Annotated in this window: 15 protein-coding genes; 8 read left to right on the top strand and 7 right to left on the bottom strand. The window is 56.4% G+C overall.

Going from position 1 to position 15,057, the window contains the following annotated elements; all coding sequences use genetic code 11:
* The first annotated feature begins 115 nt into the window (after positions 1–115).
* A complete protein-coding gene (tkt, locus tag ABLU88_RS10695) occupies positions 116–2,107 on the top strand; it encodes a transketolase (protein WP_004854129.1) in 1,992 nt (663 codons plus the stop codon).
* Positions 2,108–2,236: 129 nt separating this feature from the next.
* Here the strand turns inward: tkt and ABLU88_RS10700 are convergent, their stop codons facing one another.
* From ABLU88_RS10700 to ABLU88_RS10720, 5 genes are read right to left on the bottom strand one after another with little or no spacing between them, the layout of a single operon-like run.
* Entirely contained in the window at positions 2,237–2,893 is a 657-nt protein-coding gene (locus ABLU88_RS10700) for an ATP-binding cassette domain-containing protein (protein WP_032751214.1), read from the bottom strand.
* On the bottom strand, positions 2,887–3,564 hold the full coding sequence (locus ABLU88_RS10705; protein WP_064358261.1) for an energy-coupling factor ABC transporter ATP-binding protein: 678 nt from the start codon (positions 3,562–3,564) through the stop codon (positions 2,887–2,889). The genes ABLU88_RS10700 and ABLU88_RS10705 overlap by 7 nt, the downstream gene beginning before the upstream one ends.
* Positions 3,552–4,259, bottom strand: a complete 708-nt coding sequence (locus ABLU88_RS10710; RefSeq protein ID WP_201994097.1) for an energy-coupling factor transporter transmembrane component T — start codon at positions 4,257–4,259, stop codon at positions 3,552–3,554. Before ABLU88_RS10710 ends, ABLU88_RS10705 begins: the two co-directional genes overlap by 13 nt.
* Positions 4,259–4,837 (bottom strand): ECF transporter S component, encoded by a 579-nt coding sequence (locus tag ABLU88_RS10715; RefSeq protein WP_014226821.1) that lies wholly within the window; start codon positions 4,835–4,837, stop codon positions 4,259–4,261. Before ABLU88_RS10715 ends, ABLU88_RS10710 begins: the two co-directional genes overlap by 1 nt.
* A gap of 23 nt (positions 4,838–4,860) precedes the next feature.
* The gene (locus ABLU88_RS10720; RefSeq protein ID WP_086531497.1) at positions 4,861–5,286 is read right to left on the bottom strand and encodes a PPC domain-containing DNA-binding protein; all 426 of its coding nucleotides are present in this window, start codon (positions 5,284–5,286) and stop codon (positions 4,861–4,863) included.
* A 376-nt stretch (positions 5,287–5,662) separates the two neighbouring features.
* Here ABLU88_RS10720 and epd point away from each other — a divergent pair, with 376 nt between their 5' ends.
* From epd to ABLU88_RS10755, 7 genes are all read left to right on the top strand, one after another.
* On the top strand, positions 5,663–6,682 hold the full coding sequence (epd, locus tag ABLU88_RS10725) for an erythrose-4-phosphate dehydrogenase (protein WP_014226819.1): 1,020 nt from the start codon (positions 5,663–5,665) through the stop codon (positions 6,680–6,682).
* A gap of 51 nt (positions 6,683–6,733) precedes the next feature.
* Positions 6,734–7,897 carry a phosphoglycerate kinase gene (gene pgk / locus ABLU88_RS10730; protein WP_004125049.1) on the top strand — a complete coding sequence of 388 codons (1,164 nt, stop codon included), beginning with the start codon at positions 6,734–6,736 and terminating at the stop codon, positions 7,895–7,897.
* Between the two features lie 97 nt (positions 7,898–7,994).
* Entirely contained in the window at positions 7,995–9,074 is a 1,080-nt protein-coding gene (gene fbaA, locus ABLU88_RS10735) for a class II fructose-bisphosphate aldolase (RefSeq protein ID WP_009654956.1), read from the top strand.
* A gap of 188 nt (positions 9,075–9,262) precedes the next feature.
* A complete protein-coding gene (locus ABLU88_RS10740) occupies positions 9,263–10,120 on the top strand; it encodes a small-conductance mechanosensitive channel MscS (RefSeq protein WP_014839522.1) in 858 nt (285 codons plus the stop codon).
* 149 nt (positions 10,121–10,269) lie between these two features.
* Entirely contained in the window at positions 10,270–10,905 is a 636-nt protein-coding gene (gene argO / locus ABLU88_RS10745; RefSeq protein ID WP_048260409.1) for an arginine exporter ArgO, read from the top strand.
* 90 nt (positions 10,906–10,995) lie between these two features.
* Positions 10,996–11,763: an oxidative stress defense protein gene (locus ABLU88_RS10750; protein ID WP_025105958.1), complete on the top strand. Its 768-nt coding sequence runs from the start codon at positions 10,996–10,998 to the stop codon at positions 11,761–11,763.
* Between the two features lie 120 nt (positions 11,764–11,883).
* Positions 11,884–12,780, top strand: a complete 897-nt coding sequence (locus ABLU88_RS10755; protein WP_014226814.1) for a LysR family transcriptional regulator — start codon at positions 11,884–11,886, stop codon at positions 12,778–12,780.
* Here ABLU88_RS10755 and ABLU88_RS10760 read toward each other — a convergent pair.
* Complete coding sequence (locus tag ABLU88_RS10760; protein ID WP_014226813.1) at positions 12,777–14,243, bottom strand: acetyl-CoA hydrolase/transferase family protein; 1,467 nt, start codon at positions 14,241–14,243, stop codon at positions 12,777–12,779. The two genes, ABLU88_RS10755 and ABLU88_RS10760, sit on opposite strands and share 4 nt — an antisense overlap.
* Positions 14,244–14,267: 24 nt before the next feature.
* Positions 14,268–15,053, bottom strand: a complete 786-nt coding sequence (gene scpB / locus ABLU88_RS10765; RefSeq protein WP_014226812.1) for a methylmalonyl-CoA decarboxylase — start codon at positions 15,051–15,053, stop codon at positions 14,268–14,270.
* Between the last annotated feature and the right edge of the window lie 4 nt (positions 15,054–15,057).

Genomic DNA, 15,057 nt, shown 5'->3' on the forward strand with positions numbered 1-15,057 from the left:
TGTACATGCTTTGCCGCTTAGGTTACATTGTTCACACTTTTTTCCGGCGTAGCCCAAAACGCGCTGTCGTCAAGTCGTTGCGGGCATGGCCTTCATTATCCGATCTGGAGTCAAAATGTCCTCACGTAAAGAGCTTGCTAACGCTATTCGTGCGCTGAGCATGGACGCAGTACAGAAAGCCAAATCCGGTCACCCGGGTGCCCCGATGGGTATGGCTGACATTGCCGAAGTCCTGTGGCGTGATTTCCTGAATCATAACCCGCAGAACCCGTCCTGGGCCGACCGCGACCGTTTTGTCCTGTCCAACGGCCACGGTTCCATGCTGATTTACAGCCTGCTGCACCTCACCGGTTATGATCTGCCGATTGAAGAGCTGAAGAACTTCCGTCAGCTGCACTCTAAAACCCCGGGTCACCCGGAAGTCGGCTACACCGCGGGCGTGGAAACCACCACCGGTCCGCTGGGGCAGGGTATTGCGAATGCGGTTGGTATGGCCATCGCGGAGAAAACTCTGGCGGCGCAGTTCAACCGCCCGGGCCACGACATTGTTGACCACTTCACCTACGCGTTCATGGGCGACGGCTGCATGATGGAAGGTATCTCTCACGAGGTATGTTCTCTGGCCGGTACCCTGAAACTGGGCAAGCTGGTGGCGTTCTATGACGACAACGGCATCTCTATCGACGGTCACGTGGAAGGCTGGTTCACCGATGACACCGCAAAGCGTTTTGAAGCCTACGGTTGGCACGTGGTGCGCGGCGTTGACGGTCACGATGCTGACTCGATTAAACGCGCGGTAGAAGAAGCGCGTGCGGTCACCGACAAACCGTCCCTGCTGATGTGCAAAACCATCATCGGTTTCGGTTCGCCGAACAAAGCCGGTACCCACGACTCCCACGGCGCGCCGCTGGGCGACGCGGAAATCGCGCTGACCCGTGAAGCGCTCGGCTGGAAACACCCGGCGTTTGAAATCCCGTCTGAAATCTATGCCCAGTGGGATGCCAAAGAAGCCGGCCAGGCGAAAGAGTCCGCGTGGAACGAGAAATTCGCCGCCTACGCCAAAGCCTTCCCGCAGGAAGCTGCCGAGTTTACCCGCCGTATGAAAGGCGAGATGCCGGCTGATTTCGACGCGAAAGCGAACGAATTCATCGCGAAGCTGCAGGCTAACCCGGCGAAAATCGCCAGCCGTAAAGCATCCCAGAACGCCATTGAAGCTTTCGGCCCGCTGCTGCCTGAGTTCCTCGGCGGCTCTGCTGACCTGGCGCCAAGTAACCTGACCCTGTGGTCCGGCTCTAAGGCCATCAACGAAGACACTGCCGGTAACTATATCCACTACGGCGTACGTGAATTCGGTATGACCGCGATTGCCAACGGCATCGCCCTGCACGGTGGTTTCCTGCCGTACACCTCCACCTTCCTGATGTTCGTCGAGTACGCGCGTAACGCGGTACGTATGGCGGCGCTGATGAAACAGCGTCAGGTGATGGTCTACACCCACGACTCCATCGGTCTGGGCGAAGACGGCCCGACGCACCAGCCGGTTGAGCAGGTGGCTTCCCTGCGCGTCACGCCGAACATGTCCACATGGCGTCCGTGCGACCAGGTGGAATCCGCCATCGCGTGGAAATACGGCGTAGAGCGTCAGGACGGCCCGACCGCGCTGATCCTCTCCCGTCAGAACCTGGCGCAGCAGGAGCGTACCGAAGAGCAGCTGGCGAACGTCGCCCGCGGCGGCTACGTGCTGAAAGACTGCGCGGGACAGCCGGAGCTGATCTTCATCGCCACCGGTTCTGAAGTGGAGCTGGCGGTTGCCGCTTACGAAAAACTGACTGCCGAAGGCGTGAAGGCGCGCGTGGTTTCCATGCCGTCCACCGACGCGTTCGACAAGCAGGATGCCGCTTACCGTGAAGCCGTGCTGCCGAAAGCCGTCTCTGCGCGCGTGGCCATCGAAGCGGGTATCGCCGACTACTGGTTCAAATACGTGGGCCTGAACGGCGCGATCGTTGGCATGACCACCTTCGGTGAGTCTGCGCCGGCGGAGCAGCTGTTTGAAGAGTTTGGCTTCACCGTGGATAACGTGGTCGCGAAAGCGAAAGCGCTGCTGTAGTTCTTTTACCGCCTCCGGGCTACGGGCCAGCGCGGTCGGGTAGCCCGGGAAGGTGCGCAGCACCGCCTCCGGGTAAAAACTCTGGCTGCCACCGTAAAAAACGGGTCGCTCTGGCGGCCCGTTTCTTTTTCAGACCATCCTCAGCACTCTGCCTTTTTCCAGAAGCACCCGGCGGGAAAAGTGCCGCCGTGTAAACGCCTCATCGTGGCTGATGGCCACTACGCTGGTCCCTCTTTTGCGGCAAACCGCCAGCCACGCTTCAAATATTGCCAGCCAGTGCTGGTCAAAATCGCGGCTGGGTTCGTCAAGCAGCAGTATTTCTGGCGCCATGGCTTCCAGAGAGGCTACGGCGACCATCCTGCGTTGGGCGGTATGTAAATCCAGCGGATGCGCGTCGGCTACGCTCTCCAGCCGGCATAATTTCAGCGCCGCCGCGGTGCGTTGCGCAACCTCCGCAGAAGGCAATTTCTGGAGTCGCAGCCCAAAGGCGACCTCTTCCGCGACTTTGCTGTGGAAGAGCTGGTTTTCGGCCTCCTGAAACAGCACGCCGATGATATTGGCGCGTTGACGGTTTTTGTATTGCGCAATCGGCTTATCCAGCAAATTGACGGTACCGGACGTGGCGGGTAGCAGTCCGGCCATCACCCGCAGCAGGGTGGATTTCCCCGCGCCGTTATCGCCGGTGAGCGCCAGCCATTCCCCCTGGCCGAGCGCCAGCGAGATATTTTGCAAACAGTCAGCCGTCGCGCCGGGCCAGCGCCAGGTCACCTGATTCAACGTTAGCATAGCGGGGAAAGCGCTCCATCGTGCAGTCGCCATCCCTGCTGACACCAGGCAAGAAAAGGCGAAGGGGGGCGTTCAAAAAGGATAATCAATGAACGCTGCGCCAGCGCCCAGTGCCCCAGGCGCTCCAGAAGCATAGCGCTTGCCTGCGCCGTCAGGCGGCTAAAGGCTTCGTCAAGGATCAGTAGCGTTGGCCGCATAGCCAGCGCGCAGGCGATCGCCACCCGCTGGGTTTCTCCCCCGGATAGGGTGGAGGGGTGGCGATGTCGTAACGCCTGGCACGCCGTCAGCGTCAGCGCTTCGTCAATACGGCGCATAATCTCCTCTTCGCTGAGGCAGAGATTTTCAGGGCCAAAAGCGACCTCTTCTTCGACGCTGAAGGTACAGCCGGAAAGCTGGAGATAGGGTGATTGCTGGACCAGCTGGATGGCCTGCGCCCGTTCGACCAGCGATTGCTGCCCGATAGGGATACCAAGCAGGGCGCCTTTACCTTCGATATCGCCGGGCAGAAAATCCGGATACCAGCCCGCCATAATCTGCGCCAGAGTGCTTTTCCCGCTGCCGCTATCGCCAAAAATCGCCACAATGCCGGGCTGCGAATAATGAAAATCAAAGCATGCCGCAGATCGCGCCGCCTGGGTCGGGTGATAGCGGAATTGTTCTAACGTAACCATAGCCAGGCTCCAGCTTCAGCGGCCATCGCCAGCAGCATGCCGTAACGCGCCAGACGTTGTAAGGCGCTGTCTTTCGGCGCCCAAAGCGTGGTGCGCCGACGATGTAAACGAAATGCCCGCATATCCAGCGCCGCTCCGCGTATCGCCAGATCGTTAAGCGCGTTGTGGGTCAGAGGGATAATGAGCGCAGGCATAGCGCGCAGCCGCTGATAGCCGTTCTCGTCCAGCGGTACGCCGCGGGCGCGTTGGGCTTCGTGGATAATCGTCAGCTGGCGCTTTAGCTGTTCGACAACCAGCAGCGGGCCAGCGAACAGATAAGCGACGCCCGGCGGCAGGCGTGAAGCAAACAGGGCGCGAATAAAGCGCTGTACCGGTACGTACTCCATCCACAGCTGTGACGTTGAAACAATCGCCAGAATTCTCAGCCAGAGCGTGATGGCGCTGGCCCAGCGCTGCGGGTCGCGAGGGTGGCCGCTCAGCCACTGGGTAAACCAGCCGCCGTGGACCAGCCACAGGCCAATGCCCAGCGAGAAGAGGAGCCAGGCGACGTATTTTGCCCGCCGCCGTGTCGCCCTGAACAGCAGCAAGCTGAGAAACGCCGCTGCGCTATAAACCGGCAGCGCCGTCTCTGAGGGCAGCAGCAGCGTAGTCGCCGCCGCCAGCGCCCAGAGGGTTAATGACGTAAAAGGGTGCATTAGCGTACGGCAGACATCGCAGGAAACTGACGCAGCGTGCGCAGCGGCAGCTGGCGCAGCAGGATCCAGACGATAATCGCGGTAAGGATTTTATCCACCAGATTAGCGCCTAAGACGGTAATCGCCACCGATTCCAGCAGATTCTGACCTGCCGAATGGATCCAGGCGACGAACAGATCCGCGCCGCTGCCCGTCACGCCGCCGAACAGCGCCGTACGCAGCGGTACGGCGACCGCGGTCACGGCGAGGGTAATGACAACGCCGCTAATGACCACCTTCGGTAAGGTGCGGAACCATCCCGCGCGCGCCAGCCATCCGGCGACCAGACCAATCACCATCGCCACCGGCGCAAAGGCGGCGGCAATCGGATCGGTCAGCAGCCCCCACAGGAGGTTGGTCAGTAACCCGGTCAACATGCCAATGACCGGGCCGAGTAAAACCGCGCTGATTAAGGTGCCGATCGAATCGAGAAAGATGGGAAGCTTTAACAGACTGATGAGCTGTCCGCCGATCATATTGATGGCGACGGCGATCGCAATCAGCACCAGGGACTGGCTGGTAAATTGGCGACGAGCCATAGAAACCTCTTTAAGGGGAAAAGTTATCGGGATGAAATGACCAGTTCGTCATAGCCGGAAACCGCGCACGGCTGACGGCTAAACGCCAGGGAGGTCAGTTCGCCTATCACCAGCTCAAGGGTGGTGCGGACGGTACAGCCGGGCATCATATGGCCGCCGAGCATGGCGCCTTGCGGATCGGATATCGCTAAATGGAGATGTTCACCTTGCCATTCCAGCGTGCCGTTCAGGGAGATAACCTCATAGGTTCCGGTCAATAAAGTGGTCTCATCCTGGCCGGCAAAACGTAATGCCGCATGGCTTAAGCTGCCGGTACAGCCGGCTATCCAGGCGGCCTGAATCTGTTGCTCTTGTATGAAGGCGCGCAGGCGTGAAAAAACTTCATCGCCCGGAAGTAAGCGAAGCGCATAGTAACGAGCCGCAGAGGGCTGCAAGTGGGGGATTGTCATTTTTTCGAGGGACTCCGAGACTCGGACGTAACGGTCATCATATCGCCGCTGTACGGTATAGTTTCTGATATAAATCAGTGTTTGCCGCCCGGCAACGAAAAGATTTTGCTACGCTTATTCGTCATTGTGGAATAGGGAATAAATTCCGCGGCAGAGAGGGTAAAAGTGTGATGTAAGTCAGATAAATGGTTTCTCCGGCTGGACAATCATTCCTTTTATTCCTTGTTTGGCTTATTCTAGCTGAAGCGTTTCAGTCGTCTAAATGTTCGACAATTAATCAATCAGTCGCAGTTTGCGACAGGTAAGGTTTCCCTTAGAGCGTTGCTGCATTACTCTGTCAGCCACCTCATATCATGGATAGCCTTGCAGGAGACCTATGACCATACGCATTGCGATTAATGGCTTCGGTCGCATCGGGCGTAACGTGGTTCGTGCTTTGTATGAATCCGGGCGTCGTGCGGAAATTACCGTGGTGGCAATCAATGAACTGGCGGATGCTGCCGGCATCGCGCATTTATTGAAATATGACACCAGCCATGGGCGCTTTGCCTGGGATGTACGTCAGGAGAGAGAGCAGCTGTTTGTTGGCGACGATGCCATTCGTCTTCTGCATGAATCTTCCCTTGAGGCGTTGCCCTGGCGGGAACTGGCGGTTGATGTGGTGCTTGACTGTACCGGCGTTTACGGCAGCCGCGAGCATGGCGAAGCCCATCTTCAAGCCGGCGCCAGAAAAGTGCTTTTTTCACACCCTGGCGGCAACGACCTCGACGCGACGATCGTTTTTGGCGTAAACCATGCTGAGCTCAGAACCGAGCACCGTATCGTCTCCAACGCCTCCTGCACCACCAACTGCATTATTCCGGTCATTAAGCTGTTAGATGATGCCTACGGTATAGAGTCAGGAACGGTAACCACGATCCACTCATCAATGAACGATCAGCAGGTCATTGATTCCTGGCATCCGGATTTACGCAGGACGCGAGCGGCCAGCCAATCAATCATCCCGGTTGATACTAAGCTTGCTGCGGGGATCACGCGTTTTTTCCCTCAGTTTAACGATCGCTTTGAAGCGATTGCGGTTCGTGTACCGACGATTAATGTGACGGCGATCGACCTTAGCGTAACGGTGAAAAAACCGGTAAAAGCAAGTGAAGTCAACCAGTTGCTGCAAAAAGCAGCACTGGGTGCATTTCATGGTATAGTTGACTATACGGAATTGCCGTTAGTCTCGATAGATTTCAACCACGATCCCCATAGCGCCATTGTCGATGGCACACAAACGCGGGTAAGTGGCGCGCATTTGATCAAAACGCTGGTCTGGTGCGATAACGAATGGGGCTTTGCTAACCGGATGCTCGACACCACGTTAGCGATGGCCGCACAAGGTTTCAGGTAAGGCGCTCAGGCGCCTGCAAAACTTTATCAAGAATCAACGAGAGGATTCACCATGTCTGTAATTAAGATGACCGATCTGGATCTGGCTGGTAAACGCGTTTTTATCCGTGCGGATCTGAACGTACCGGTTAAAGAAGGGAAAGTAACCAGCGACGCGCGTATCCGTGCTTCTCTGCCGACCATCGAACTGGCCCTGAAACAGGGTGCGAAAGTGATGGTCACTTCCCACCTGGGTCGTCCTACCGAAGGCGAGTACAACGAAGAATTCTCTCTGCTGCCGGTTGTTAACTATCTGAAAGACAAACTGTCTAACCCGGTACGTCTGGTTAAAGATTACCTGGACGGCGTTGAAGTCGCTGCCGGTGAGCTGGTGGTTCTGGAAAACGTTCGCTTTAACAAAGGCGAGAAGAAAGACGACGAAGCGCTGTCGAAAAAATACGCTGCGCTGTGCGATGTATTCGTCATGGACGCGTTCGGTACCGCTCACCGCGCGCAGGCTTCTACTCACGGTATCGGCAAATTCGCTGACGTCGCTTGCGCAGGCCCGCTGCTGGCCGCTGAGCTGGACGCCCTGGGTAAAGCGCTGAAAGAACCGGCTCGTCCGATGGTCGCTATCGTGGGTGGTTCTAAAGTTTCTACCAAACTGACCGTTCTGGACTCCCTGTCTAAAATCGCTGACCAGCTGATCGTCGGCGGCGGCATCGCCAACACCTTCGTTGCCGCTCAGGGCCACAACGTCGGTAAGTCCCTGTACGAAGCCGATCTGGTTGACGAAGCGAAACGCCTGCTGACTACCTGCGATATCCCGGTTCCGACTGACGTTCGCGTGGCAACCGAGTTCTCTGAAACCGCAACCGCTACCCTGAAATCTGTTAACGACATCAAAGATGAAGAGCAGATTCTGGACCTGGGCGATGCTTCCGCAGAGAAACTGGCTGAAATCCTGAAAAACGCGAAAACCATCCTGTGGAACGGCCCGGTCGGCGTGTTCGAATTCCCGAACTTCCGCAAAGGTACTGAAATCGTGGCTAACGCCATCGCAGACAGCGAGGCGTTCTCCATCGCAGGCGGCGGCGACACCCTGGCAGCAATCGACCTGTTCGGTATTGCTGACAAAATCTCCTACATCTCCACCGGCGGCGGCGCATTCCTCGAATTCGTGGAAGGTAAAGTTCTGCCGGCAGTAGCCATGCTCGAAGAGCGCGCTAAGCAGTAATTCAGTTCAGGCGGGGAGACCCGCCTGTTTTTCAGCGCGCGTAAAAGCTCGCGAACCTTCTTCAACGGTCGAAGATACAGATACAGGACTACGTAACATGTCTAAAATTTTTGATTTCGTAAAACCGGGCGTCATCACTGGCGACGACGTTCAGAAAGTGTTCCAGGTAGCTAAAGAAAACAACTTTGCTCTGCCAGCGGTAAACTGCGTGGGTACTGATTCCATCAACGCCGTTCTGGAAGCAGCTGCAAAAGTTCGTTCTCCGGTTATCGTTCAGTTCTCTAACGGCGGCGCTGCGTTCATCGCGGGCAAAGGCGTGAAAACTGACGTTCCTCAGGGCGCAGCCATCCTGGGCGCTATCTCTGGCGCGCATCACGTGCATCAGATGGCTGAGCACTACGGTGTTCCGGTTATCCTGCACACTGACCACTGCGCTAAGAAACTGCTGCCGTGGATCGACGGTCTGCTCGACGCGGGTGAAAAACACTTCGCCGCAACCGGCAAACCGCTGTTCTCTTCTCACATGATCGACCTGTCTGAAGAGTCCCTGCACGAAAACATCGAGATCTGTTCTAAGTACCTGGCGCGTATGGCCAAAATGGACATGACTCTGGAAATCGAACTGGGCTGCACCGGCGGCGAAGAAGACGGCGTGGACAACAGCCACATGGACGCTTCTGCTCTGTACACCCAGCCGGAAGACGTTGATTACGCGTACACCGAGCTGAGCAAAATCAGCCCGCGTTTCACCATCGCCGCTTCCTTCGGTAACGTACACGGCGTTTACAAGCCGGGCAACGTGGTACTGACCCCGACTATCCTGCGCGACTCTCAGGAATACGTTTCTAAGAAACACAACCTGCCGCACAACAGCCTGAACTTCGTATTCCACGGTGGTTCCGGTTCTTCCGCTCAGGAAATCAAAGACTCCGTAAGCTACGGCGTGATCAAAATGAACATCGATACCGATACCCAATGGGCAACCTGGGACGGTATCCTGCAGTACTACAAAACTAACGAAGCTTACCTGCAGGGCCAGTTGGGCAACCCGAAAGGCGAAGACCAGCCGAACAAGAAATACTACGATCCGCGCGTATGGCTGCGCGCTGCACAGACGTCCATGGTGACCCGTCTGGAGCAGGCATTTAAAGAGCTGAACGCGATCGACGTTCTGTAAGAAAGGTTTGTTGCTTACCCGGAAGCCCGCAGAAATGCGGGCTTTTTTATTATCTGAACAACATGAAATGTTGCTAAATAAATGTGATCAATTTGGCAAAACGCACTCTTATTGTTTACCCTTAACCTGTTTGTAATTATCAGGTTTGGTTATTTTTTCCCCGTCCGGGTATCCATAAGGAAAGTTGAATGGAAGATTTGAACGTTGTCGATAGCATAAATAACGCCGGTTCATGGCTGGTGCGCAATCAGGCGTTACTGCTGAGCTATGCCGTCAACATTGTCGCGGCTATCGCGATTATTATTGTCGGTTTGATCGTGGCGCGGATTGTTTCCAACACCGTCAATCGCCTGATGCGGGCGCGGCATATTGATGCCACCGTTGCCGATTTTCTCTCTGCGCTGGTACGCTACGCCGTTATTGCTTTTACCCTGATCGCCGCCCTCGGCCGCGTGGGCGTGCAAACCGCCTCGGTGATCGCGGTGCTCGGCGCCGCGGGCTTAGCCGTCGGTCTGGCGCTGCAGGGCTCGCTGTCTAACCTTGCCGCTGGCGTCCTGCTGGTGGTCTTCCGCCCGTTCCGCGCCGGTGAATACGTTGACCTTGGCGGTATCGCGGGAACCGTGCTGAACGTGCAGATTTTCTCCACGACCCTGCGCAGCGCAGATGGCAAAATCGTGGTGGTGCCGAACGGTAAAATCATTGCCGGGAATATCATCAACTTCTCCCGCGAGCCGGTGCGCCGCAACGAGTTTATCATCGGCGTGGCCTACGACGCTGATATCGATAAAGTGAAGCAGCTGCTCACCAATATCATCGAATCGGATGAACGTATCCTCAAAGATCGTGAAATGACCGTGCGTCTCAATGAACTGGGCGCTTCTTCGGTGAACTACGTGGTGCGCGTATGGAGTAAGAGCAGCGATCTGCAAAGCGTATACTGGGACGTTCTGGAGCGTATTAAGCGCGACTTTGACGCCAATGGCATCGGCTTCCCGTATCCGCAGATGGACGTTCACGTCATTCGTCCGCAGGAAAAAGCAGAGTAATTCTCCTCTTTTATACAGGCCGGTTTGTCCGGCCTTTTTTCTGCGCCCTATTAGTAGTTCTTATTAACGATTAAAATTTTCAATTTCCTCTAATGATTTCCGCGCGCTATATTCCCCGGCATTGACTCTTTCAGTGGAAATCACTTGCGATGTTATCGTATTACTTTCAGGGCCTTGCCCTGGGAGCGGCCATGATTTTGCCGCTCGGTCCGCAAAACGCCTTTGTGATGAATCAGGGCATTCGTCGTCAGTACCACCTGATGATTGCTCTGCTGTGCGCCATCAGCGATCTGCTGCTGATCTGCGCCGGGATTTTTGGCGGCAGCGCGCTGCTGATGCAGTCACCGTGGCTGCTGGCGCTGGTGACCTGGGGCGGCGTCGCTTTTTTATTGTGGTACGGCTTTGGCGCGCTGAAAACGGCGATGAGCAGCAACCTCGAACTGGCAAGCGCGGAAGTGATGAAGCAGGGGCGCTGGAAAATTATCGTCACTATGCTGGCGGTCACCTGGCTGAATCCGCACGTGTATCTGGATACGTTTGTGGTTCTCGGCAGCCTTGGCGGGCAGTTGGCGATGGAGCCGAAGCGCTGGTTTGCCTTAGGTACCATCAGCGCCTCATTCTTATGGTTCTTTGGGCTGGCCCTGCTGGCCGCCTGGCTCGCCCCGCGCCTGAGCACGGCGAAGGCTCAGCGCGTTATCAACGTGCTGGTCGGTCTGGTGATGTGGGTCATTGCCTTCCAGCTGGCGAAGGACGGCTTCGCTCATGTGCAGGCGCTGCTTAACTAAGCCTTGTCCGATGGACTTTCTCCGCGTACGCGCTAAGCTTGCAGGCATGCGTCTGCGTATAGACGACCAATGTAAGATGGAGAAACGACAGTGAAGTTAAAAGTCATGGCCCTGGCGGCGGCACTCGGATTTAGCGCAATGGCAGTTCAGGCAAACGAGTTGCCAAACGGCCCACATATCGTCACTTCAGGTACCGCCAGCGTCGCAGCGGTTCCTGATATCGCTACGCTGGCGATTGAAGTAAACGTCTCCGCGAAAGACGCGGCATCCGCTAAAAAACAGGCCGATGAGCGCGTGGCCCAGTATCTCTCCTTCCTGGAGAAGAGCGGCATTGCGAAGAAAGACATTAACTCAGCTAACCTGCGTACCCAGCCTGATTACGACTATCAGAACGGTAAAAGCATTCTTAAGGGCTACCGCGCGGTGCGTAGCGTTGAAGTGACGCTGCGCCAGCTGGATAAGCTCAACGGTCTGTTAGATGGGGCGCTTAAAGCCGGTCTGAATGAGATCCGTTCGGTTTCACTGGGCGTGGCGCAGCCGGACGCTTATAAAGATAAAGCGCGTAAAGCGGCGATTGATGATGCCATTCACCAGGCTCAGGAGCTGGCTACCGGGTTCCACGGCAAACTGGGGCCCGTCTACAGCGTTCGCTATCATGTCTCTAACTACCAGCCGAGCCCGATGGTGCGGATGATGAAAGCCGATGCGGCGCCGGTTTCTGCTCAGGAAACCTACGAGCAGGCGACCATTCAGTTCGATGACCAGGTGGACGTGGTGTTTGAGCTGCAGCCGACCCAGCCTGCGCCAGCACCTGCGGAACCGGCGAAACCCGCTGAAGAACCCAAAGCCGCGCAGTAATCCTGTCGCCCGGCCTTCGCGCCGGGCTTTTTCTGTGACTATCTGTAAAATTGAGAGCGCGACAAAAGTCTTTTCCCTGAATAAGGTAAGGATATATCCCTGTTCTACGATGAGGTGAGCATGGATATCTTTATTTCGAAAAAGATGCGCAATTTCATTCTGTTGGCGCAGACCAATAATATTGCCAGAGCGGCGGAAAAAATTCATATGACCGCGTCTCCCTTCGGCAAAAGCATCGCTGCGCTGGAGGATCAGATCGGCTATACGCTATTTACCCGTAAAGATAACAGCATCAGCCTCAATAAAGCGGGGCAGGAGCTCTATCAGAAACTGTTTCCCATTTATCAGCGCTTATCGGCCATCGATAACGAAATTCACTATTCCGCGCACCGCTCGCGCAACATCGTTATCGGCATCGACAATACCTATCCAACGATTATTTTCGATCAGCTCATCAGCCTGGGCGATAAATACGATGGCGTAACCACCCAGGCCGTGGAGTTCAGCGAGAATGGCGTGATTGATAACCTGTTCGATCGCCAGCTGGATTTTATTATCTCGCCGCAGCATGTTTCGCCCCGCGTGCAGGAGCTGGAAAATTTGACCATTAGCGAACTGGCGCCGCTGCGTCTGGGGTTTCTTGTTTCCCGCCGTTATGAAGATAAGCCGCCGCAGGATCTGTTACGTGAGCTGCCCTGGCTGCAGATGCGTTTCCAGAACCGGGCCAATTTTGAGGCGATGCTGGACGCGTATATGCGCCCCAGCGGGATCAACCCGACGATTATCTATCGCCCCTACAGCTTTATGGCCAAAATTAGCGCCGTAGAGCGCGGGCAGTTTTTGACGGTTATTCCTTACTTCGCCTGGCGTCTGGTGAATCCGGCGAAGCTGAAGTACTTCGACGCGCCCGGCAGCGCGATGTATATGCAGGAGTATCTCTATTCGCTGAAAAATCATCGCTATACCGCCACGATGCTTCAGCATATTACTGAAGATCGCGACGGTGCGGAGGGCTAGCCGAGCATTGAACCGTGCTCAAGCAGATTACGATGCAGGTCGAAGGCGTGGGCGAGGTCGTGGTGAATATGTCCGCCGGGAGCGCTCTCCAGATAGCGATGTAAATAGTCCCGGTAGAGCGGATGCGCGCAGTTATCAATGATGGCGCGGGCGCGCTGCAGCGGCGATAGCCCGCGCAGATCGGCGATACCCTGCTCGGTAACGATCGCCTTCACGCTGTGCTCGCTGTGATCGACATGGCTGCACATCGGCACGATGGTGGAGATCTTCCCGTCCTTGGCGATGGACGGCGCCATAAAGATAGAGAGCCAGGCGTTGCGTTCAAAATCGCCGCTGCCGCCGATGCCGTTCATCAGATTCACCCCGGCTACGTGCGTCGAGTTGGCGTGACCGTAGATATCAAACTCCAGCCCCACGTTGAGGGCGATAACCCCCAGACGGCGGATAATTTCCGGATGATTGGAGATCTCCTGCGGGCGCAGGACAATGCGGCTGGCGAAGAAATCCATATTGTCGTAAATCTTGCGCAACGAACCGGCGGATATCGTCAGGCTGGAGGCGCTAACGCCGGTGATTTTCCCCGTTTCCAGCAGATGAACCACCGACTCCTGTAAAACTTCCGAGTACATCATAAAAGCCGGGATATCCGGATTTTCGCCCAGCCGCGCCATGACCGCGTTGTTGATATTGCCCACGCCGCTTTGCAGCGGCAGAAATTCAGGCGGGATGCGTCCGCGAGCCATCTCTTCCAGCAGAAAGGTGACCACGTTATCGGCAATTTTCTGACAAACCGGATTATTGTTATCCAGAACGTTTCCGGCGTCGGGCAGCTCGGTCTCCACCACAGCGACAATCTTTTTCGGATCGATTTGCACGTACCGGCTGCCCACGCGATCCATCGCATGAAAGATGGCGATGCTGTTGCGCCGCGGCGGGGCGCCGGGGATCACGATATCGGCCAGCTCGGCAACCCGCGGGCTGTGGTAGTGATTCAGCTCAATGATCACTTTCTTCGCCCGCAGCAGCCAGGTTGGCGCGTTGCCGATACCGCTGGTGAGCCAGACCCGTCCGTCCGGCGCGATAGCCGAAGCTTCGATCACCGCGACATCAATCTCGCCAAAGAACCCATAGTTGACCATTTGCGCCACTTCGCTCAGGTGCAGATCGACAAACTTCACCTGCCCCTGGTTGATTTTTTGCCGCAGTCCGGAGGCGGTCTGATACGGCGCGCGCCACGAGACGGCATCGGCTGCCGATAGCGCATCATCGGCGGCGGCGCTGATGGAGGCGCCGGTCAGCAAGCGGATCTGAAAAGGCTTCTGCGCCCGATGTAATTCGTCAGCGCGGCGAGCGATGGCCGCGGGCAGCGCTTTAGGCGAACCGGCGGGCGTGAATCCGCTGAACGCCACCATCTGGTCGTGCTGGATAATCTCCGCCGCTTCATCGGCGCTCATCCGTTTCATTTTATACTCCTTAATCCGGCGTGATTAATGGCCGACGAACTCAGGTTTACGCTTTTCCATAAACGCGCTCATGCCTTCCTGATAATCCACGCTGTCGTAGACGGCGCGACGCATTCCCTGAATACGTTCGAACTCATCGGAATTCATGGTGTGGGCTTCGCCAAGCACGCGCAGCTCTTCCTTAATGACCGCGATCGCCAGCGGCGCTTTCTCGGAGATGTGGTGCGCCATCTGCAAGGTAAAATCTTCCAGTTCGTCGGCGTCCACCACGTGATTGAGAATACCGACCGCCAGCGCGCGCTGGGCGGTAATCGGCAGGGCGGTGAAAATCAGCTCTTTCACGATATGAAAGCCGGCGTCGCGGGTCAGATTGTGAATGCCGACCAGGTTGTAGGGCACGCCGAGATTCACCGGCGTCATAGAGAACGTTGACGTGCTGGCGGCGATGATCAGATCGGAGCTCATGATCATCTCAAACGCGCCGCCCCAGACGCTGCCTTCGACCATGGAGATCACCGGTTTCGGATACTTTTGGATCATACGGGTGATCTGACGCAGCGGATCGTCATACGAGAGCGGATCGCGGCGCCCGCCGGGCAATTCGTGGATGTCATGGCCGGCGGAGAAAACCTTTGCTCCCCCGGGCGCGCGTAAAATGACGCAGCGAATTTCCGGCCGGTTGAGGTCGCTCAGCGCCTGCATCAGATCGTCGATAAACACCTTGCTTAAGGCGTTGAGCTTGCGGCTATAGTTGAACTCAATCACCGCAACCTTGCGGATAATTTCGACATTAACATATTGATAAGACATAAAT

This window comes from Klebsiella sp. GW_Kp182, from assembly GCF_040062275.1.
GTDB lineage: Bacteria > Pseudomonadota > Gammaproteobacteria > Enterobacterales > Enterobacteriaceae > Klebsiella > Klebsiella michiganensis.